This is a genomic window from Pseudomonas sp. PDM02, from assembly GCF_014852285.1.
GTDB lineage: Bacteria > Pseudomonadota > Gammaproteobacteria > Pseudomonadales > Pseudomonadaceae > Aquipseudomonas > Aquipseudomonas migulae.
Map to the genome: position 1 here is coordinate 138,248 of NZ_JACVBL010000005.1, position 19,692 is coordinate 157,939.

The following is a 19,692-nucleotide window of genomic DNA, read 5'->3' on the forward strand; positions in this document are numbered from 1 at the left end:
TTCCACTCCCGCAACCTCAACTCAAAACAGGAAAAGATCATGTTCAAGCCCCTGGCCCTGGCCGCTGCTGTCCTCACCGCTTTCAGCCTGAACGCCTTCGCGGCGAAAACCGAGTTGACGGTGTACACCGCCCTCGAAGCCGAACAACTGAAGACCTACAAAGAAGCCTTCGAAAAAGCCAACCCGGACGTCGAGATCAAGTGGGTGCGCGATTCCACCGGCATCATCACCGCGAAACTGCTGGCCGAAAAAGCCCGCCCGCAGGCTGATGCCGTCTGGGGCCTGGCGGCGTCGAGCCTGGCGATTCTCGATCAGCAAGGCATGCTGCAAAGCTACGCGCCGAAGGACCTCGGCAAAATCGGCGGCAACTACCGCGACGCCGCCAACCCTCCGGCCTGGGTCGGCATGGACGTGTGGGCCGCGACCATTTGCTTCAACACCGTCGAAGCCGAGAAGCAGGGTTTGACCAAACCCGTGAGCTGGCAGGACCTGACCAAGCCTGAGTACAAAGGCAAGATCGTGATGCCGAACCCGGCCTCGTCCGGCACCGGTTTCCTCGACGTCAGCGCCTGGCTGCAAACCTTCGGCGAGAAGCAGGGCTGGCAGTACATGGACGACCTGCACCAGAACATCGGCCAGTACGTTCACTCCGGTTCCAAGCCTTGCAAACTGGCAGCGGCGGGTGAGTTCCCGATTGGTATTTCCTTTGAATACCCGGCCGTTCAGTTGAAGCGCCAGGGCGCACCGCTGGACATCATCCTGCCGAAAGAAGGCCTGGGTTGGGAGATCGAAGCGACGGCGGTGATCAAGGGCACACCGCATGAAGACGCGGCGAAGAAACTGGCAGACTTCTCGGCCAGCCCTGCAGCGATGGAGCTGTACAAAGAGAACTTCGCCGTCCTCGCTCAGCCGGGTATCGCCAAGCCGCAGACTGAATTGCCAGCGGATTACGAGCAGCGCCTGATCAAGAACGACTTCGCCTGGGCGTCGAAGAATCGCGACGAAATCCTGACCGAGTGGCGCAAGCGCTATGACGGCAAGTCCGAGAAAGTGGCTGCCAAGTAAGATTTTCATCGGCTGACGGGCCCCTTCGCGGGCAAGCCTCGCTCCTACAGAGAAATGCGTACCCCTGTAGGAGCGAGGCTTGCCCGCGAAGGCGGCTTCGAACTTTGGACAAAACTCCATGACACACCCCAACGACCTGCTGATCGTAGGCGCCGGCATCCTCGGCCTGTCCCACGCCTACGCCGCCGCCAGGCGCGGCCTGAAAGTCACGGTTTTCGAACGCAGCGAAACGCCCTTGGGCGCCTCGGTGCGCAACTTTGGCCAGGCCCTCGTCACCGGCCAACCACCAGGCCCGATGCTCGAACTGGCCAAGGCCAGCCGCGAGATCTGGGGCCAATGGGCGCAACTGGCTGGCCTGCAACTCAAGCGCAACGGCTCATACCTGTTTGCCCGCACCGAAGCCGAAGAACACCTGCTGGAAGTATTTTGCGCCGGCCGCGCCGTGGAACACGATTACCGCGTCGAGCTGTTGCGCGGCGCCGCATTGCGCGACCTGTACGGCGGCCAGTTCCGCCATCACCGCGCTGCGCTGCACGGCATGGACGATCAGCAACTGTATTCCCGCGAAGCGATCCCGGCGTTGATCGATTACCTGCGCCGCGAAATGAACGTCGAGTTTCACTTCTCCACCCTCGTGCGCGACATCGAACCGGGCCGTCTGCACAGCACTGCCGGCACCTTCAGCGCCGAGCACATCATCGTCTGCTCCGGTCACGATTATCAGACCTTGCTGGCCGAGCCGATTGCCACGCTCAACCCGCAGATCTGCCGCCTGCAAATGCTCCGCGCCCGCCCGCAGATCAACCTCAACCTGCAACACGCGCTGCTCACCGGTTTGAGTTGCGTGCATTACGGCGCCTTCGCCGATCTGCCGGAAGCAGCGGCAGTGCAGGCGCAAATCCTGCGCGAGCAACCGCACCTGCACGAAAACGGCATTCACCTGCTGATCAGCCCGACACCTCACGGCGAGCTGATCATCGGCGATTCCCACCACTACGGCAGTGATCCGTCACCGTTCAATACCGAGCAAGTGGATGACTGGATGATCGAACTGGCCGAGCAGACGCTGGGCTGCAAAGTGCAAGTGGTCGAGCGCTGGCAGGGGGGCTATGGTTCCCGAGGGCCAGGGCCGTTTTCGTTCCTGCGGCCGATGCCGGGTGTGAGCGTTGCACTGATGCACACCGGCGTCGGCATGAGTGTCGGGCCGGCGATGGCAGAACGTAATGTCGCGACGTTATTGGGAGAGCGTTGATGGACCGCAAGGCGCAAGTGATCGACGAGGTGTTTGGGCTGTATGAGCGCTTTGGCGACAGCGATTACATCGGCGAGCCGGTGTCGCAGATCGAGCACATGTCCCAAGCCGCACAACTGGCCATGGCGGAAGGCTTCGATGATGAAGTGGTGCTGGCGGCATTCTTCCACGACATCGGGCACATCTGTGCTGACAGCGCCGAAAACATGGGCGGCTTCGGCGTGGTCAGCCACGAGCGGCTGGGCGCCGATTACCTGCGTCGCGCAGGTTTCAGTGAACGCATGGCGCGGCTGGTGGAATATCACGTTCAGGCCAAGCGCTACCTGACACTCAAGGAGCCCGGGTATTACGAACGATTGAGCGAGGCCAGCCGTCGGACCCTGGCGTATCAGGGCGGGGTGATGACCCCGGCCGAGGCTGAAGCCTTCGAGCAGGACCCGTTGTGCGCGGTGAGTTTGCGCATGCGCCAGTGGGATGAGTTGGCCAAGGAGATGAACGTGCCTCTTCTGGATCTCGACGTTCTGAAGCGCAAGGCTTTGGGCCTTCTGCCCAGGGCGGCTTGAACCACAACTACTGGTGAGACCTCCTACAGGATGAAGAGATTGTTCGCGCAGAGCGTTTTACGAGGATGGGATAGCTTGATCGACCCTAAATTGATTTGAGCTATCCACATGCGTTATTTGAAAGTTACAGCCCAGGACCGAAGTGCTTACGGCAGGGCTGACAACCTGATCCTGCATTTTTTCGAAGAGATTGACGGTGCCGAAGATCGGCTCGTTCACGAAGCCTATGCACTGGATATCACTGCCGATGGCAAAGTTGATTTTCAGTATGGCGACGTGAACAACGACGGTAAGGAAAACATTAAGGACGAGGAGCTACTCAACTTGTTTGCAGAAGCGTTCCTGCAGCTTGATTGGTTCAACAATGGAGATGCCTGGGACCGCTATGTCAAGATATTTGTAGAGGATATTGCGCACAACGGTAGTCGAGACCCCGTGCATCTGCACTTTCATGATAGTTCCTACAGACCAGGCCGAAGCCTCGTTTCCACCGCCACTGTTTTAGACTCCCCTGAGGGCTACACGGTTGACATGGTGTTCGGTCACGATCTGGATGGTGATGGCGATTTGGATAAAGTGGACAAACAGCTTGCCTGGGCATTGAGATCCACTTATCTGAGGTTCAACTGGCGCTGATCAACCGTATCAAAGCTGCTGCGCCAACACCTCGATCTGCTCCTGCCGCTCCGCCTGATTCAACTTCGCGTGCGGATTCAGCGACGACCACTGCGGATGTGCCCGAGCCTTGTTCAAGGCTTCGGGCAGTTTGCCTTCGCGCCAGCTCTTGTCCTGTGGCGTGGCGACCTGGATGCTGTCCATCGCCGCATGTCCACGCGCATTCAGCGCCTGAAGCAACTGCCGCTGCCGCAATGCCAACAACCGCAACACGCTGTCATCGACCGTCAATTCACGCTGACCTTTGATCTTGCCCAGCAACCGGCTGCCGTAGCTACGCGCGGTTTGCAGGGCGCCGCCGGCAATCGCGCCGGCCAGCGCCGCTGCGCCGAGGGTCAAGCCGCCGACCAGCAAATCCACCCCGGCCCCGGCGGCCGCACCCGCCGCGATGCCGCCGCCGACGCGCACGCCCAGTTGCTTGAGGGTTTCCGGGTTGAACAGGTCATCACCCCAGCGGCCGTCGAGCAACGGCAGATCACTGGCCGCCGCGTCTTGCGGGCGGAAGGCGTAGAGCGTGAGCAGCGCTTCGACACAACGCTGTTCCCGTTGGCGAACGGCTTTGCGCAGTTCGCTGATCGCCTGTTGTTCCTGCTCGGCATCGCTGACCACGCTGCGCCGACACGCCGCACAATCGATCAACAATTCGGCAATCAACCGCGCCGCGCTTTGTTGCCGGGCCAGACGCTGGGCCTGCTGATCGGCGATCAAACGTTCCAGTTGCTCGCGAGAATTTTCCAGCAGCAGCGCGAGGCTTTCATACAGGCGCCGCTCGCCATCTTCCGGCGGCGCCACGCTGTCGAAACGCACCAGGGCATGCAAACCCAGACGCGCCAACGCTTCACGCCAATCCGGTTCGCGGTGGTTGGCGCTGCTGACGAAATTCAGCACCGGCAGCAGCGGTTTGCCGCAGCTGGCCAGCACTTCCAGTTCGTCGCGGTACTTGGAAAGCACCGGTTCGCGGGCGTCGATCACATAGAGGCCGGCGTCGCAGGTGAGCAGTTGCCGCAGCACCTTGGCTTCCTGTTCGAACCGCTGCCGCGCCTCGCTGCCTTCAAGAAAGCGCGCCAGTCGCGCCGGACCGTCGAGGCGTTCGCCGGGGCGTTCCAGGCGTTCGAGGTAGTCGAGCAGGGCGATGGCGTCTTCCAGGCCCGGCGTGTCGAACAGGTCGAGCAAGGGCTCGCCGTCCACCGACAACCGCGCGCCTTCGACGTGCCGCGTGGTGCTGGGGCGATGGGAGACTTCGCCGAAACCGACATCACGGGTCAACGTGCGCAGCAACGAGGTTTTGCCGACGTTGGTGTGACCGACCACGGCGAGCTTCAACGGCGCTTTCCACGGATTAGTCATGACCGGTCTCCAGCCAGTTCAGCGGCGCGCAATCGGCGAAGGGCAGTTCCAACTGTTGCAGCGCCACGTGCCAGTCGCCGAGGCGCTCGGCATCCAGCGCTTCGCCGGGCGGCGCTTGCAGCAACCAGACGCGGGTGGCGCTGGCGTTGCGGGCCAGTTCGGCGATCAGCGCGAGGCTGCCGCGGTCCGGCGAACGCCGTGGATCGCAGGCGATGAGCAGACGGGCCGGGGGGAAACGGCTGAGTTGTTCCAAGAGTTTGTGGCGCGATTCGCGACTGTCGAGGATGCCTGCGTCGTTCACGGTTTTCGGCAGCGGTGGTGGCCATGGCCGTTGATCGTCCAGCTCGATGGCCACCAGCAACGCGCCGTCGCTTTGCAGTTCGCTGACGCCGCTTTCCACGTGATGAAGTTGCGCAGGTGCCGCATCGCTGATGCCCAGGCGTTCGCTGGTCGGCATCAGGCGTTCGCGCAGTTGCGCGTAACCGGGCAGGTTCAGGTCCAGACGCAACCTGGCGCGACCACTTTTCCAGCGCCACAGGCACAACAGCGCCAATAACATCCGCGGCAAAACCCCGTAGACCAGCAGCACACCCACCAGCCACGCGGCCCAGGCCTGACGAGCGCTTTCAATGTTCAGTGCGGCATCGCCACTGGCGCGGATCATTTCCACGGTGGGCACGCTGAAACCCAACAGAGCCGGCAGGGCGCCCAGGGCCTGGGTCATGGCGACGAACGTGTCGCCGCCAAGGATGGTGGTTTCCCAGACGAAGCCGTAGCGCCGCGTCGCCATCAGCATCAGCAGAATCACCAACGCGCTGAGCATCGCCAACAACCACAAGCCATTGACCAGCACACCGAGCGCCCAGCGATTGAGTTTCTGTCGTTGCAGCAGCAACAGCAGGGCGGGCGCCAGTTGCGCGGCTTTGGCGTCGCGGGCGAGTTTTTCGCTGAGCCACAACCACAAGCGTCCCAGCGTCGCGCCGTGCTCACCGGCAAACACCAGGCCCAGCGCCCAGCTCAACAGCAGAATCAGGTTCAGCCCGAGCAAGCTGCCCAAGGCCCAGAACACATTGACCGGCGTTTGTCCGTCGCCCAGCGCGGCAAACGCCAGACCGGCGCCGCTGACCACGGCCAGCACGGCCAACACCAGCAGCGCCAGTCGCGCACCTTGCAGCCAATGCCTGAGGGCCTCGGTCAGCCTATCGCGCTCGGCCAGCCATAAGGCGCGGCGCGAAATCCGTGTCGGCAGATCGCCGCCCGCCGTGCGAGCCAGTCGGTTGGCTTCCAGATCATCCAGAGGGCCGGCGTGTTCTTCGCGCAGGCGAATGGTTTCCGTCAACCAGAGGGTATTCAGTTCAGTCACGCGGCATCCCGTCGCTCAATTGAGTTGTGAGCATAACCGCTGTCGCGCTTGTCGGGGGGCTACGTTGCGAGAAGCCGAGCCTCTGGTATCCTCGCCGGCATGACTAAATCACTCCCCCTCAGCCTGATCGCAGCCCTCGGTGAAAACCGTGTGATCGGCGTCGACAACAGCATGCCCTGGCACTTGCCGGGGGACTTCAAATACTTCAAGGCCACCACCTTGGGCAAGCCGATCATCATGGGTCGCAAGACCTGGGATTCCCTCGGTCGCCCGCTGCCGGGCCGGTTGAACATCGTGGTCAGCCGTCAGGCGGATCTGGTGCTCGAAGGCGCGGAGGTTTATCCGTCGCTGGAGGCTGCCGTGATTCGCGCAGAGGAATGGGCGAAAGAGCAGGGCGTCGATGAGTTGATGCTGATTGGCGGGGCGCAGTTGTATGCGCAGGGGTTGGCGCAGGCTGATCGGTTGTATTTGACGCGCGTGGCGCTGAGCCCGGAAGGGGATGCGTGGTTTCCGGAGTTTGATTTGAAGCAGTGGAAGCTGGTGTCGAATGTGCCGAATCCGGCCGAAGGTGACAAGCCAGCGTACAGCTTCGAGGTGTGGGAAAAAGTCTAAAAGCTTCGCGGGCAAGCCTCGCTCCTACAGGTTATGCGTAAATCCTGTAGGAGCGAGGCTTGCCCGCGAAGAGGCCCGCTCAGTCACTGAAATTCTTAAGCGTGAGCCAACTCCGCATGCTCATCCGCATCCAGCAAATCTTTATCGGTCTGCTGCATGATCTGACTGGTAATCGCCCCGGCCGTGATCGAACCACTCACGTTCAACGCGGTACGCCCCATATCAATCAGCGGCTCAACCGAAATCAGCAACGCCACCAGTGACACCGGCAAACCCATCGCCGGCAGCACGATCAGCGCCGCGAACGTCGCACCACCGCCCACGCCGGCCACACCGGCCGAACTCAAGGTCACAATCGCCACCAGCGTCGCGATCCACAACGGGTCGAGCGGGTTGATGCCCACGGTCGGCGCAACCATCACTGCCAACATCGCCGGATACAAACCCGCGCAGCCGTTCTGCCCAATGGTCGCGCCGAACGAAGCGGCGAAACTGGCGATGGATTGCGGAATGCCCAGACGGCTGGTCTGCGCTTCGATGCTCAGCGGAATCGTCGCCGCGCTGGAGCGGCTGGTGAACGCAAACGTCAGCACCGGCCAGATCTTGCGGAAGAACCGCAGCGGGTTGATCCCGGCCACTGACACCAGCACGCCGTGGACCACAAACATCAGGCCCAGGCCGATGTAGGACACCACGACAAAACTGCCGAGCTTGATGATGTCTTGCAGGTTGGAACCGGCGACCACTTTGGTCATCAGCGCCAGCACGCCGTACGGAGTCAACTTCATCACCAGGCGCACCAGACGCATCACCCAGGCTTGCAGGGTGTCGATGGCGTTGATCACTTTCTGACCTTTTTCGACGTCATCCTTCAGCAGTTGCAGCGCGGCGACCCCGAGGAACGCGGCGAATATCACCACGCTGATGATCGATGTCGGCTTGGCGCGCGCCAGATCAGCGAACGGGTTTTGCGGGATGAACGACAGCAGCAGCTGCGGCACATTCAGGTCCGCGACCTTGCCTGCGTAGTCGGTCTGAATGGTTTGCAGGCGGGCCATTTCCTGTGTGCCGGCGACCAGGCCTTCAGCGGTCAGGCCGAACAGGTTGGTCAAACCGATACCGATCAGCGCCGCGATGGCGGTGGTGAACAGCAGCGTGCCGATGGTCAGGAAACTGATTTTGCCCAGCGACGAAGCGTTGTGCAGACGGGCCACGGCGCTGAGGATCGAGGCGAACACCAGCGGGATCACGATCATTTGCAGCAACTGCACGTAACCGTTGCCCACCAGATCGAACCAGCCGATCGAGGCTTTCAGCACCGGGTTTCCGGCACCGTAAACGGTGTGCAAGGCGACACCGAACACCACGCCCAACACCAGGGCGAGCAGGACTTTTTTCGCCAGACTAAATGTGGTGTGGCGGGTTTGCGCCAGTGCGACGAGCAGGGCGAGGAACACCAGCAGATTGAGAATCAGCGGCAGATTCATTGGAACTCCCATTAGACATGTGCCAACTGCCTTCCGGGGCAGCTGCGAACCGGCAAGCCTAACAGCTTGATTTTCAATGAATTAATATCAAAAAAGTCTGATGACTGTCGTTTTTGGAATAGGCGGGTGTCGCTTACAGGAATGCAGCTGGCGCGATAGGTGCGTTGGCCGTCGCTGACAGACGGGGACTGTCACACTTATTTGTTAGCGTCGATGTCTTTAATTCAGGGAGATCTATCGATGAAGTTCGCACCGAAATTTCTGCTCGCTGCACTGTGCATTGGCCTCGCCGGCCAGGCTTTCGCTACGGATTTGAAGCACTGGCCAGCCGATCAGGCCAAGGCACTGGATGCGATGATCGCGGCCAACGCCAACAAAGGTAACTACGCGGTGTTCGACATGGACAACACCAGTTACCGCTATGACCTCGAAGAATCGCTGCTGCCGTTCATGGAAAACAAGGGCCTGATCACCCGCGAGAAACTCGATCCCTCCCTGAAACTGATTCCGTTCAAGGACACCGCCGACCATAAGGAAAGCCTGTTCAGCTACTACTACCGCCTCTGCGAACTCGACGACATGGTTTGCTACCCATGGGTCGCCCAGGTGTTCTCCGGTTTCACCCTGCAAGAGCTCAAAGGTTATGTCGACGAGTTGATGGCGTCCGGCAAACCGGTGCCGGCCACCTATTACGAAGGCGACGTGGTCAAGAAGCTCGACGTCAACCCGCCGAAAGTCTTCACCGGTCAAACCGAGCTGTACAACAAGCTGATGGAGAACGGCATCGAGGTCTACGTGATGACCGCCGCTTCTGAAGAGCTGGTGCGCATGGTCGCCTCCGATCCGAAGTACGGCTACAACGTCAAACCGCAAAACGTGATCGGTGTGAGCCTGCTGCTCAAGGATCAAAAGTCCGGTGAGTTGACCACGGCCCGCAAGCAGATCACCGCTGGCAAGTATGACGAGAAGGCCAACCTCGGCCTGGAACTGACCCCGTACCTGTGGACCCCGGCAACCTGGATGGCCGGTAAACACGCGGCGATCCTGACCTACATCGATGAATGGAAAAAACCGGTACTGGTCGGCGGCGACACCCCGAGCAGCGACGGTTACATGCTGTTCCACGATGTTGACGTGGCCAAGGGCGGCATCCACTTGTGGGTCAACCGCAAGGACAAATACATGACCCAGATTAACGGCATGATGGCCAAGCACGCTGCGGCCCAGGCCAAGGAAGGGTTGCCGGTGACGGCGGACAAGAACTGGGTGATCGTCACACCAGCAGAAATCCAGTAAGGCGACACAGAACTAATGTGGGAGCGGGCTTGCTCGCGAAAGCGGTGAGTCAGTCGATTCAAATTTTGAATGAAAAGCCGCATTCGCGAGCAAGCCCGCTCCCACATTTAACCGAGTTGGCCAAAAAAATGCCTCGCACTTGGCGGGGCATTTTTATTTCTGCGACTGACGCTTACAACCCGTCAAGCATCGCCTTGTTACGCACAGCACCCTTGTCGGCGCTGGTCGCCAGCAGGGCGTAGGCTTTCAGTGCGGTGGTCACTTTACGTGGACGTTTCTCCACCGGCTTCCAGCCTTTCTGATCCTGCTCGGCACGGCGGCCGGCCAGTTCTTCATCGCTGACCAACAGGTTGATCGAGCGGTTCGGAATGTCGATCAGCACTTTGTCGCCGTCCTGCACCAGACCAATCGCGCCACCGGCAGCGGCTTCCGGCGAAGCGTGGCCGATGGACAGGCCCGAAGTGCCGCCGGAGAAACGGCCGTCGGTGAGCAGGGCGCAGGCTTTGCCCAGGCCTTTGGATTTCAGGTACGACGTCGGGTACAGCATTTCCTGCATGCCCGGGCCGCCTTTCGGGCCTTCGTAACGGATGATCACGATGTCGCCGGCCTTCACTTCGTCCGCGAGGATGCCGCGTACGGCGCTGTCCTGGCTTTCGAAGATTTTTGCGTTGCCTTCGAACACGTGGATCGACTCGTCGACGCCAGCGGTTTTCACCACGCAGCCGTCCAGCGCGATGTTGCCGTAGAGAACGGCCAGGCCGCCTTCTTTCGAGTAAGCGTGTTCGACACTGCGGATGCAGCCGTTTTCACGGTCGTCGTCCAGGGTTTCCCAACGGGTCGACTGGCTGAATGCGGTTTGCGTCGGGATGCCCGCCGGGCCGGCCTTGAAGAAGTGATGCACCGCTTCGTCGTCGGTCTGGGTGATGTCCCACTTGGCGATGCCTTCGGCCAGGGTCTTGCTGTGCACGGTCGGCAGGTCGGTGTGCAGCAGGCCGCCACGGGCCAGCGAACCGAGGATGCTGAAGATCCCGCCGGCGCGGTGCACGTCTTCCATGTGGTACTTCTGGATGTTCGGCGCGACTTTGCACAGTTGCGGCACGTGACGGGAAAGACGGTCGATGTCGCGCAGGTCGAAATCGATCTCGGCTTCCTGGGCGGCGGCCAGCAAGTGCAGGATGGTGTTGGTGGAACCGCCCATGGCGATGTCCAGGGTCATGGCGTTTTCGAACGCCTTGAAGTTGGCGATGTTGCGCGGCAATACCGACTCGTCGTTCTCGCCGTAGTAACGCTTGCACAGCTCGACGATGGTGCGGCCGGCCTGCAGGAACAGCTGCTCGCGGTCGCTGTGGGTGGCGAGGGTCGAACCGTTGCCCGGCAAGGCCAGGCCCAGGGCTTCAACCAGGCAGTTCATCGAGTTGGCGGTGAACATGCCGGAGCACGAACCGCAAGTCGGGCAGGCACTGCGCTCGTACTCGGCAACCTTCTCGTCAGAAGCGCTGGAGTCGGCGGCGATCACCATGGCGTCGACGAGGTCGAGACCGTGGCTGGCCAGTTTGGTCTTGCCGGCTTCCATCGGGCCGCCGGAGACGAAGATCACCGGGATGTTCAGGCGCAGGGCGGCCATCAGCATGCCTGGGGTGATCTTGTCGCAGTTCGAGATGCAGACGATGGCGTCGGCGCAGTGGGCGTTGACCATGTACTCGACGGAGTCGGCGATGATCTCGCGGCTCGGCAGCGAATACAGCATGCCGTCGTGGCCCATGGCGATGCCGTCATCCACGGCGATGGTGTTGAATTCTTTCGCAACACCGCCGGCGCGTTCGATTTCGCGGGCGACCAGTTGGCCCAGGTCCTTGAGGTGGACGTGGCCCGGTACGAACTGGGTGAACGAGTTGGCAATGGCGATGATCGGCTTTTTGAAGTCGTCATCTTTCATCCCCGTGGCGCGCCACAGTGCGCGGGCACCGGCCATGTTGCGGCCGTGGGTGGATGTTTTCGAGCGGTAATCAGGCATGAAGCACTCCGGGCGGCTAATCAGGTATCAAAAGGGAAGTGAGCTTCTATTGACGTCTGGAACACTCAGAAATGGCCGTGTGTCCGGAAGTTGCCGATAACTTTGCGGGATCGCCGCGCGCTTCAGCTTGAGCTCATAAACCCGCCGGGGGATGACTGGCGATGAATGTCGCGATTCTACACGGCTGGCGGCTGGAGGGAATGCCGGGAAGCGCTGATCCGGCGCCGGTGGCGTGCGCCGGATGACGACCGGCGTAAATCAACTCGCGTTCAGTGCCAGATTGCGCTGCATGATCAGCGCGTTCAAACCCAGGCCCGCGACGCTAAGGATCAGGAAACACAAGGCGAGCGCCGTGGTGAGGTCTTCGGACGCGAGATTGATCATCACGCTGATCACGCCGCCGCACATGAAGATCATCACGCCGCCGACCGAGGAGGACGTACCGGCATCCTGTGGATAGAGGGTCATGGCTTTGGAATTGGCGATAGGCCGGGCAATGGTGGTGCCGGCCGTGCAGATGAGCATGGGGATCAGCACCGCAGCGGCCGTCAGCCCGAACTGATTTGCCAGCCACAGCATGGCCAACCCCGACAGTGCGATCAGGCCGAGGCCGATCACTATCTGTGAATTGGCCGGCAGACGCCGATGCAATGCGCTGGCGACTATCCCGCCGAACACATACGCCACGCCATACAGCAACAATGTCCAGGCGAATTCGTAGGGCGTGAGTGCCAGGCGCTCCATGAAAATGATCGGTGACATGACGATGAATGAAAAATGGCAGGCGAAGTCCAGGGCCGAGATCAGCCAGTAACCCATGAAGCGAAAATCCGCGCATAGCCGCCAATAGGCACTGAAAAAGCGAGCGGGCGCCGCATTGCGACTGCGCGGAGATTCCTTGAGGAGCACGCCAGCCCTTATCCAGACGAAGACTGCCAGCGCAATAAAGACATAGAAGCTGCCCTGCCAGTCCAGATGCATCTGCAACCAGGTTCCAAGCAGCGGCGATATGGAAATGAACACGCCGGCGGCGGTGGTCATCCAGATCCTCATTCGTTCCTGTTCCTTGCCGACGAACAAATCCTGAATCAGCGCTTGCGACAGCACAAAGGACCCGCAACCCACGGCCTGAATGACGCGAAATACCAGAAACCAGCTGTATTCGCTGGAAAGCAGACAACCCGTTGCACCGACGATCGAGATGGCGATGCCAGTCAGCAAAAGGGTTTTGCGCCCCCACAAGTCCGACAGCGGTCCGACCAGCACCACGGATAGCCCAAGACCAATGGCGAACAGGCTGACGGATAACGCTATGTCGGAGGCTGAGGTCAGGAAGTAATCAGAGAGCGCGGGAAAGGACGGGAGTACCACGTCCAGCGGGAAAACACCCAGTAGCGTCATCGTCATCAATAGCAGGATGAGCGACGATTTTTTCGCGGTATGCGGGGAAGGGTTCATCAACAACGCTCTCGATCCGTGAGGGGTAGCCGAGAGTCGACTTGATGAATAGGGAAGTCAATGCAGGAGGTGTGGGACTGTTCTCAGACCGTTGTAGGAGCGAGCCTGCTCGCGAAAAACGAACAGGCTACGCGGGGTGTCAGGCAGCCAGCGTTATCGTTGACGACCATCGCGAGCAGGGCTCGCTCCTACAGTCGTTCCGAGTGGTTAGCTGTTTGGCAGCAACCGGCAGGTGATGCTCTTGATGTAGCGGGTTTCAGCAATCGCCGGGTGTACCGGATGATCCGGACCCTGACCGCCACGTTCCAGCATCTGGATGTTGCGATCCAGGTGGCGGGCGCTGGTCAGCAGGATGTTCTGCAGGTCATCTTCCGGCAGGTGCATCGAGCACGAAGCGCTGACCAGGATGCCGTCCTTGCTGAGCAGGCGCATGGCTTGCTCGTTCAGGCGACGGTAAGCGCCTTCACCGTTTTTCATGTCTTTCTTGCGTTTGATGAACGCCGGCGGGTCGGCCACGATCACGTCGAAGCGTTCTTCGCTGGCTTTCAGTTCTTTCAGCGCTTCGAAGACGTCGCCTTCGAGGCAGGTTATTTTTTCAGCGAAACCGTTCAGCGCGGCGTTGCGCTCGACGCCGTCGAGGGCGAAGGCCGAGGCATCGACGCAGAACACTTCACTGGCGCCGAATGCTGCGGCTTGCACGCCCCAGCCGCCGATGTAGCTGTACAGGTCGAGGACGCGTTTGCCTTTGGCGTACGGGGCCAGGCGTGCGCGGTTCATGCGGTGGTCGTAGAACCAGCCGGTTTTCTGGCCTTGAATGACCGGGGCTTCGAATTTCACGCCGTTTTCTTCCAGCGCGACCCACTCCGGCACCAGGCCGAATACGGTTTCGACGTAGCGGTTGAGGCCTTCGGCGTCGCGGGCGGCGGAGTCGTTCTTGAACAGAATGCCGCTTGGCTTGAGCACTTGGGTCAGCGCCGCGATCACGTCGTCTTTATGCGCTTCCATGGTCGCCGAAGCGATCTGCACCACCAGGATGTCGCCGAAACGGTCGACCACCAGGCCTGGCAGCAGGTCGGAATCGCCGTAGACCAGGCGATAGAACGGCTTGTCGAACAGGCGATCACGCAGGGACAGAGCGACGTTCAGGCGGTGCACCAGCAGCGATTTGTCCAGCGGCAACTTGACGTCGCGCGACAGCAGGCGGGCGCAGATCAGGTTGTTCGGGCTCATGGCAACGATGCCCAGCAGCTTGCCGCCGGCAGCTTCGAGAATCGCCTGATCGCCGGCCTTGAAGCCGTGCAACGGGGTGGCGGCCACGTCGATTTCGTTGCTGTAGACCCACAGGTGGCCGTTTCGCAGGCGACGGTCGGCGTTGGCTTTGAGGCGCAGGCTAGGCAGGGACATGACGTCGCTCCGGAAAAAAGAGCGGGAGTATAGCGTGTTGAGGGTGGTGGCGGGCCGGGTGGGCGATGAAACGCTGATGACGCCTTCGCGGGCAAGCCTCGCTCCTACAGGGGGACGCATTCCAAATGTAGGAGCGAGGCTTGCCCGCGAAGGCGATCTCAAATGCTCCACGGAAATGAAACTTTGGCCGATGTTGCCCGCCAGTGTGTCGGATCCAACTTTATAAAGGTTAGAATCGGCGCCTGTCCCAGAGTGTGTACTTATGTCCCAAGAGCTGACCACCGAACAGATCCAACAGTCCCTGCAAGGCATCAGCGTGCCGGCCCAGCCGCAGATCATGGTGGATCTGCAGATGGAGCAGTACATGCCCGACCCGGATCTGGAAGTGATCGCCAAGCTGATCTCCCAGGACCCGGGCCTCTCTGGTGCCCTGCTGAAAATCGTCAACTCGCCGTATTACGGCTTGAGCAACAAGATCGCCTCGATCCAGCGTGCAGTGAATCTGCTGGGCAGCCGTTCGATCATCAACCTGATCAACGCGCAGTCGATCAAGGGTGAAATGAACGATGACACCATCGTTACCCTGAATCGTTTCTGGGACACCGCTCAAGACGTGGCGATGACCTGCCTGACACTGGCCAAGCGCATTGGCGTCCAGGCCGGCGATGAGGCATACGCCTTGGGCCTGTTCCACGACTGCGGCGTGCCGCTGATGCTGCAGCGCTTCCCCGACTACATGACCACGCTGGAAGAAGCCTACGCCAGCGCCAGTGCCGAATGCCGCGTGGTGGACACAGAAAATCGGGTGTTCAATACCAACCATGCGGTGGTCGGTTATTACACGGCCAAATCCTGGCGCCTGCCGGAGCATGTGAGCACGGCGATCGCCAATCACCACAATGCGCTGGCGATTTTCAGCGATGAGTCTTCGCGCAACAGCCAGCTGAAAAACCTGTTGGCGATCCTGAAAATGGCCGAGCACATTTGTGCGTCTTACCGGGTACTGGGCAACCAGAACGAGGACCATGAATGGAACACCATCGCGCCGCTGGTACTCGATTACGTGGGCCTCTCGGACTACGATTTCGAAACCCTCAAACAAACGATTCGCGACCTCGGCACTCACCGCTGAGTGCCGTCAGAGCCTGACTCGAGAGCACCATGCCTGAACTGCCGGAAGTCGAAACCACCCGCCGCGGTATTGCGCCGTACCTGGAAGGCCAGCGCGTCAGCCGGGTGATCGTGCGTGACCGTCGCCTGCGCTGGCCGATCCCTGAAGACCTGGATGTGCGGCTCTCCGGCCAGCGTATCGTGCTGGTGGAACGGCGCGCCAAGTACCTGCTGATCAACGCCGAAGTCGGCACGCTGATCAGCCACTTGGGCATGTCGGGCAATCTGCGCCTGGTGGAAGTCGGCCTGCCGGCCGCCAAGCATGAGCATGTAGATATCGAGCTGGAATCGGGCCTGGCCCTGCGTTACACGGACCCGCGACGGTTCGGCGCGATGCTCTGGAGCCTCGATCCGCTCAACCATGAATTGCTGATTCGCCTGGGGCCGGAACCGTTGACCGACCTGTTCGACGGCGAGCGCTTGTTCCAGCAGTCTCGCGGACGTTCGATGGCGGTCAAACCGTTCATCATGGACAACGCCGTGGTGGTCGGCGTGGGCAATATCTATGCGACCGAAGCGCTGTTTGCGGCCGGTATCGACCCGCGCCGCGAGGCCAAGAGCATTTCCCGGGCGCGCTATTTGAAATTGGCGATCGAGATCAAACGCATCCTGGCCGCTGCCATCGAGCGCGGCGGTACGACGTTGCGCGACTTTATCGGCGGTGACGGTCAGCCCGGTTATTTCCAGCAGGAATTGTTCGTGTACGGCCGTGGCAGTCAGCCGTGCAAGGTCTGCGGAACAGAGCTGCGGGAAGTCAAACTCGGGCAGCGCGCCAGCGTCTTTTGCCCGCGCTGCCAGAGCTGATATTCCTGCGGTCTATAGTCAGTGTTCTCACTGCCTAGTCGAAGGACCGTGCCATGAACCTGTTCCGAACCCTTGCCGTCGTATGGCTGCTGAGTGCCGGTGCACCAGCGCTGGCAGCCAATACCGGCAGCGGCGACCCGCGCTACACCATCCAGAATCCCCCGGCGTACGCCATGCTCGGCGACTTGCTGATTGCCCGACCCTTGCTGGTCGTGGCAACGGTGATTGGCGCGGGGGCGTTTGTGGTGTCGTTGCCGTTTACCGCGCTGGGCGGCAATGTCGGCGACGCGGGACAGGCGTTGGTGGTCGCCCCGGCGAAAGCGGCGTTCGTGAGGTGTCTGGGATGTATTGGGGAAGGGTTTGAGCAGCGGGAGTGAAGCCTAAAAGCTTCGCGGGCAAGCCTCGCTTCTACAGGATCTACACGACCCCTGTAGGAGCGAGGCTTGCCCGCGAAGGCGCCCTCACAGGCGCCGAATGAATCAAGCCTTACCGGTAATCTTCCGGTACTTCTCCATCAACTGCTCTTCAGTCTCCGGATGCGCTTCGTCCAGTGGAATGCAATCCACCGGGCACACCTGCTGGCACTGAGGTTCGTCGTAGTGGCCGACACACTGGGTGCACAGGTTCGGGTCGATCACGTAGATCTCTTCGCCTTGGGAAATGGCGGCGTTCGGGCACTCGGGTTCGCAGACGTCGCAGTTGATGCAATCGTCGGTGATGATCAGGGACATGCTAACTCCAGCCGGGGCGGCAGGCCCGGGCGCTAAAAACCAATGCGCAATTGTGCCGCATTGGAGAGCGCAGTGCACGCGGGCGCGACGTTCTGTAGGAGCCGGCTTGCTGGCGATAGCAACACCGCGGTCAGTCTGAGACATCGCAGCGGTCCTATCGCCAGCAAGCCGGCTCCTACAGTCGGCGTTATTTTTTAAATCGAAGTGTCAGGGCATCCGCCACCGCAGGGTGGACGAACTTGGTGATATCGCCGCCCAACGCCGCGATTTCACGGACCAGCGTCGAGGAAATGAACGAATAGCGCTCGGACGGTGTAAGAAATAGGCTTTCCACGTCCGGTGCCAACTGACGGTTCATGTTGGCCAGCTGAAATTCGTATTCGAAGTCCGAGACCGCGCGCAAACCGCGCAGGAACACGTTGGCATTCTTCTCTTTGGCGAAGTGCGCCAACAGCGTCGAAAAGCCGACGACTTCAACGTTCGGCAGATGTTTAGTGACCTCGCGGGCCAGCTCCACACGCTGTTCCAGGGGAAACAACGGGTTTTTCTTCGGGCTGGCGGCGACGGCGATGATCACATGATCGAACAGGCGCGCGGCGCGTTCGACCAGATCGCCATGGCCCTTGGTAATAGGGTCGAAGGTACCTGGGTACAACACTCGGTTCATCGCGTCGTCCTGGCGGGAGTCCGTTGGGGAGTCGGATGGTATCGCAGCCTTCCCGGTCGGCCAAGTCGCCTGTTGGGTAAGAAAGCACTATAGACGATAGGAATATTCGCTCTTTTCATGGGTTTTTCAAACGTTCGGCCAACGAAGTCGCCAGTTGCGCCGTCAGCCCGTAGACCGACAATTGCGGGTTTGCACCAATGCTGGTGGGGAACAGCGAGCCGTCATGGATCGACAGGTTGCTGAGCTGATGGTGCCGACCGAGGCTGTCGGTCACGGCGTTTTTCGGGTCTTCGCCCATGGCGCAACCGCCCATCACATGGGCACTGCCCAAGCGTGTGCGATACAACTCAAGGCTCAGGCCGTCGATCAGCGTGCGCGCCTCGGCCAGGGTTTTCACATAGCGCGCATCGGCGTGCATCGGCATCACGGCGTTGGCGCCGCCGGCGAACTGGATCTCGGCCATGCTGTGGAAGGCGCGGCGCAAGCCGTCCCAGGCGTAGGGTGAAACCTGATAATCGAGCACGGGCGTGTTGTCGCCGCGCAATTCGACGCTGCCACCGGGGCTGTCCGGGTGAAAGCCATCGCGCAGCAACGCCAGCATGGCGTGGGTATGCGGCAGGTTTTCCATGTGTCGGGCGCTTTCCTGGCCAAAACCGCCGAGCAATGTGGCCGCCAGCGCCGGGTGCAGGGGAGGGACTTCGAGTTTGTAGGCCATCGGGCCGGTGGTGCCGTTCTGCCATTGAAAATGGTCGGAATAGATCGACTGCGGCGCGCCGTAGAACGGGTTGATCACCTCGTCGAACAGCCCGGCGGACATGTTCACCAGATGCAAGAAGGTGCGCTTGCCCAGACGTTTGTGCGGATCGGGCGCGTCGGAACGCAACAGCAACGCGGGACTGTTGATGCCGCCGCCGGCCAGCACGTAATGCCGCGCCTTGACCGTAATCGTCTTGCCCGTGGGCGCAACGCAACGATCATCCATCGCCACGCATTGCAGGCCGGTGACCTTGCCGTCCTTGATCATCAGTTTCTCGGCGCGGGCCAGGTAAAGCAGTTCGCCACCCTTTTCCAGGGTCGCCGGGATCGTCGTGACCATCATCGATTGCTTGGCGTTGGTCGGGCAGCCCATGCCGCAGTAGCCAAGGTTCCAGCAGCCGCGCACGTTGCGCGGGATCACGTGCCAACTGTAGCCGAGCTGCTCGCAGCCTTTGCGAATCACATCGTTGTTGGCGTTCGGCGGGACCATCCAGGGTGCGACGCCCAGACGTTGCTCCATTTTCTCGAACCAAGGCGCCATCTCGGCCGGGCTGTGGCCTTTGACGTTATGCTCCCGGGCCCAGTGTTCGAGCGTCGGCTCCGGCGTGCGGAAACTCGAGGTCCAGTTGATCAGCGTGGTGCCGCCCACCGCACGGCCTTGAAGGATGGTGATTGCGCCGTCCTTGCTCATGCGGCCGATGCCTTCTTGATAGAGGCTGGTGTAGGCCTGGTCTTCAAGCATCTTGAAGTCGCTGCTGGTCTTGAGCGGGCCTTCTTCGATCAACAGCACCTTGTAGCCGGCGGCGCTGAGGATTTCAGCGGTGGTGCCGCCGCCCGCGCCGCTGCCGATGATCGCCACGTCCGCTTCGAGGGTCAGGTCCTGGGTCAGTTGCGAGCCGTTGTGGGTTTTCCAGCCACGGGCCATGCCTTCGCGGAACGGATCGGGTACGGGCATATTCGGGTTCTCTTGTTTTTATATTGAGAAATGTGTCGTTCATCAGGCCGCCTTCGCGGGCAAGCCTCGCTCC

The 19,692-nt window shown here is 60.9% G+C and carries 18 protein-coding genes; 9 read left to right on the forward strand and 9 right to left on the reverse strand.

Annotation, left to right across the window (positions count from 1 at the left end; all coding sequences use genetic code 11):
- The first annotated feature begins 39 nt into the window (after positions 1–39).
- The 4 genes from IB245_RS10730 (at position 40) to IB245_RS10745 (ending at position 3,516) form a co-directional block, all read left to right on the forward strand.
- Positions 40–1,065, forward strand: coding sequence for a putative 2-aminoethylphosphonate ABC transporter substrate-binding protein (locus IB245_RS10730; protein WP_008040773.1), 1,026 nt, complete (start codon positions 40–42; stop codon positions 1,063–1,065).
- Between the two features lie 118 nt (positions 1,066–1,183).
- Positions 1,184–2,317, forward strand: a complete 1,134-nt coding sequence (locus IB245_RS10735) for a TIGR03364 family FAD-dependent oxidoreductase (protein WP_192227529.1) — start codon at positions 1,184–1,186, stop codon at positions 2,315–2,317.
- Positions 2,317–2,880, forward strand: coding sequence for a phosphonate degradation HD-domain oxygenase (locus IB245_RS10740; RefSeq protein ID WP_192227530.1), 564 nt, complete (start codon positions 2,317–2,319; stop codon positions 2,878–2,880). The genes IB245_RS10735 and IB245_RS10740 overlap by 1 nt, the downstream gene beginning before the upstream one ends.
- A 108-nt stretch (positions 2,881–2,988) precedes the next feature.
- Positions 2,989–3,516: a hypothetical protein gene (locus IB245_RS10745; protein WP_192227531.1), complete on the forward strand. Its 528-nt coding sequence runs from the start codon at positions 2,989–2,991 to the stop codon at positions 3,514–3,516.
- Positions 3,517–3,525: 9 nt separating this feature from the next.
- Here IB245_RS10745 and IB245_RS10750 read toward each other — a convergent pair whose 3' ends face one another.
- Together IB245_RS10750 and IB245_RS10755 are read right to left on the reverse strand one after the other, a co-directional pair.
- The gene (locus IB245_RS10750; RefSeq protein WP_192227532.1) at positions 3,526–4,902 is read right to left on the reverse strand and encodes a GTPase/DUF3482 domain-containing protein; all 1,377 of its coding nucleotides are present in this window, start codon (positions 4,900–4,902) and stop codon (positions 3,526–3,528) included.
- Positions 4,895–6,265, reverse strand: a complete 1,371-nt coding sequence (locus IB245_RS10755; protein WP_192227533.1) for a DUF2868 domain-containing protein — start codon at positions 6,263–6,265, stop codon at positions 4,895–4,897. Before IB245_RS10755 ends, IB245_RS10750 begins: the two co-directional genes overlap by 8 nt.
- 99 nt (positions 6,266–6,364) lie before the next feature.
- On the opposite strand from IB245_RS10755, the gene IB245_RS10760 reads away from it, so the two are divergent.
- Positions 6,365–6,877: a dihydrofolate reductase gene (locus IB245_RS10760; RefSeq protein WP_192227534.1), complete on the forward strand. Its 513-nt coding sequence runs from the start codon at positions 6,365–6,367 to the stop codon at positions 6,875–6,877.
- A 95-nt stretch (positions 6,878–6,972) separates the two neighbouring features.
- Here the strand turns inward: IB245_RS10760 and IB245_RS10765 are convergent, their stop codons facing one another.
- Positions 6,973–8,364: an L-cystine transporter gene (locus tag IB245_RS10765; RefSeq protein ID WP_008040781.1), complete on the reverse strand. Its 1,392-nt coding sequence runs from the start codon at positions 8,362–8,364 to the stop codon at positions 6,973–6,975.
- A gap of 240 nt (positions 8,365–8,604) precedes the next feature.
- Between IB245_RS10765 and IB245_RS10770 the strand changes: the two genes are divergently transcribed.
- On the forward strand, positions 8,605–9,660 hold the full coding sequence (locus IB245_RS10770; RefSeq protein ID WP_008026105.1) for a hypothetical protein: 1,056 nt from the start codon (positions 8,605–8,607) through the stop codon (positions 9,658–9,660).
- Positions 9,661–9,832: 172 nt separating this feature from the next.
- On the opposite strand, the gene ilvD is transcribed toward IB245_RS10770, so the two are convergent.
- From ilvD to IB245_RS10785, 3 genes are all read right to left on the reverse strand, one after another.
- The gene (gene ilvD / locus IB245_RS10775) at positions 9,833–11,674 is read right to left on the reverse strand and encodes a dihydroxy-acid dehydratase (RefSeq protein WP_008040782.1); all 1,842 of its coding nucleotides are present in this window, start codon (positions 11,672–11,674) and stop codon (positions 9,833–9,835) included.
- Positions 11,675–11,932: 258 nt separating this feature from the next.
- Entirely contained in the window at positions 11,933–13,132 is a 1,200-nt protein-coding gene (locus IB245_RS10780) for an MFS transporter (RefSeq protein ID WP_192227535.1), read from the reverse strand.
- Positions 13,133–13,339: 207 nt separating this feature from the next.
- A complete protein-coding gene (locus IB245_RS10785) occupies positions 13,340–14,536 on the reverse strand; it encodes a class I SAM-dependent rRNA methyltransferase (RefSeq protein WP_008026111.1) in 1,197 nt (398 codons plus the stop codon).
- Between the two features lie 316 nt (positions 14,537–14,852).
- Here IB245_RS10785 and IB245_RS10790 point away from each other — a divergent pair, with 316 nt between their 5' ends.
- From IB245_RS10790 to IB245_RS10800, 3 genes are read left to right on the forward strand one after another with little or no spacing between them, the layout of a single operon-like run.
- The gene (locus tag IB245_RS10790; protein ID WP_192227639.1) at positions 14,853–15,668 is read left to right on the forward strand and encodes an HDOD domain-containing protein; all 816 of its coding nucleotides are present in this window, start codon (positions 14,853–14,855) and stop codon (positions 15,666–15,668) included.
- Between the two features lie 29 nt (positions 15,669–15,697).
- Positions 15,698–16,510, forward strand: coding sequence for a bifunctional DNA-formamidopyrimidine glycosylase/DNA-(apurinic or apyrimidinic site) lyase (gene mutM, locus IB245_RS10795; protein WP_008026119.1), 813 nt, complete (start codon positions 15,698–15,700; stop codon positions 16,508–16,510).
- Between the two features lie 53 nt (positions 16,511–16,563).
- Complete coding sequence (locus IB245_RS10800) at positions 16,564–16,887, forward strand: multidrug transporter (RefSeq protein WP_192227536.1); 324 nt, start codon at positions 16,564–16,566, stop codon at positions 16,885–16,887.
- 102 nt (positions 16,888–16,989) lie between these two features.
- On the opposite strand, the gene IB245_RS10805 is transcribed toward IB245_RS10800, so the two are convergent.
- The 3 genes from IB245_RS10805 to IB245_RS10815 form a co-directional block, all read right to left on the reverse strand.
- Positions 16,990–17,241, reverse strand: a complete 252-nt coding sequence (locus IB245_RS10805; RefSeq protein WP_003195146.1) for a YfhL family 4Fe-4S dicluster ferredoxin — start codon at positions 17,239–17,241, stop codon at positions 16,990–16,992.
- A 187-nt stretch (positions 17,242–17,428) separates the two neighbouring features.
- Entirely contained in the window at positions 17,429–17,908 is a 480-nt protein-coding gene (gene coaD, locus IB245_RS10810; protein WP_003177462.1) for a pantetheine-phosphate adenylyltransferase, read from the reverse strand.
- Between the two features lie 115 nt (positions 17,909–18,023).
- Positions 18,024–19,619: a GMC family oxidoreductase gene (locus IB245_RS10815; RefSeq protein WP_192227537.1), complete on the reverse strand. Its 1,596-nt coding sequence runs from the start codon at positions 19,617–19,619 to the stop codon at positions 18,024–18,026.
- Positions 19,620–19,692 lie beyond the last annotated feature (73 nt).

Excerpts from the sequence above, each read along its gene's own strand:
- IB245_RS10760 (WP_192227534.1), top strand. The coding sequence starts at position 6,365 with ATGACTAAATCACTCCCCCTCAGCCTGATCGCAGCCCTCGGTGAAAAC.
- coaD (WP_003177462.1), bottom strand. The coding sequence starts at position 17,908 with ATGAACCGAGTGTTGTACCCAGGTACCTTCGACCCTATTACCAAGGGC.
- IB245_RS10745 (WP_192227531.1), top strand. The coding sequence starts at position 2,989 with ATGCGTTATTTGAAAGTTACAGCCCAGGACCGAAGTGCTTACGGCAGG.
- IB245_RS10785 (WP_008026111.1), bottom strand. The coding sequence starts at position 14,536 with ATGTCCCTGCCTAGCCTGCGCCTCAAAGCCAACGCCGACCGTCGCCTG.
- IB245_RS10800 (WP_192227536.1), top strand. The coding sequence starts at position 16,564 with ATGAACCTGTTCCGAACCCTTGCCGTCGTATGGCTGCTGAGTGCCGGT.
- IB245_RS10750 (WP_192227532.1), bottom strand. The coding sequence starts at position 4,902 with ATGACTAATCCGTGGAAAGCGCCGTTGAAGCTCGCCGTGGTCGGTCAC.
- IB245_RS10765 (WP_008040781.1), bottom strand. The coding sequence starts at position 8,364 with ATGAATCTGCCGCTGATTCTCAATCTGCTGGTGTTCCTCGCCCTGCTC.
- IB245_RS10805 (WP_003195146.1), bottom strand. The coding sequence starts at position 17,241 with ATGTCCCTGATCATCACCGACGATTGCATCAACTGCGACGTCTGCGAA.
- IB245_RS10815 (WP_192227537.1), bottom strand. The coding sequence starts at position 19,619 with ATGCCCGTACCCGATCCGTTCCGCGAAGGCATGGCCCGTGGCTGGAAA.
- ilvD (WP_008040782.1), bottom strand. The coding sequence starts at position 11,674 with ATGCCTGATTACCGCTCGAAAACATCCACCCACGGCCGCAACATGGCC.
- IB245_RS10735 (WP_192227529.1), top strand. The coding sequence starts at position 1,184 with ATGACACACCCCAACGACCTGCTGATCGTAGGCGCCGGCATCCTCGGC.
- IB245_RS10730 (WP_008040773.1), top strand. The coding sequence starts at position 40 with ATGTTCAAGCCCCTGGCCCTGGCCGCTGCTGTCCTCACCGCTTTCAGC.
- mutM (WP_008026119.1), top strand. The coding sequence starts at position 15,698 with ATGCCTGAACTGCCGGAAGTCGAAACCACCCGCCGCGGTATTGCGCCG.
- IB245_RS10740 (WP_192227530.1), top strand. The coding sequence starts at position 2,317 with ATGGACCGCAAGGCGCAAGTGATCGACGAGGTGTTTGGGCTGTATGAG.
- IB245_RS10770 (WP_008026105.1), top strand. The coding sequence starts at position 8,605 with ATGAAGTTCGCACCGAAATTTCTGCTCGCTGCACTGTGCATTGGCCTC.
- IB245_RS10780 (WP_192227535.1), bottom strand. The coding sequence starts at position 13,132 with ATGAACCCTTCCCCGCATACCGCGAAAAAATCGTCGCTCATCCTGCTA.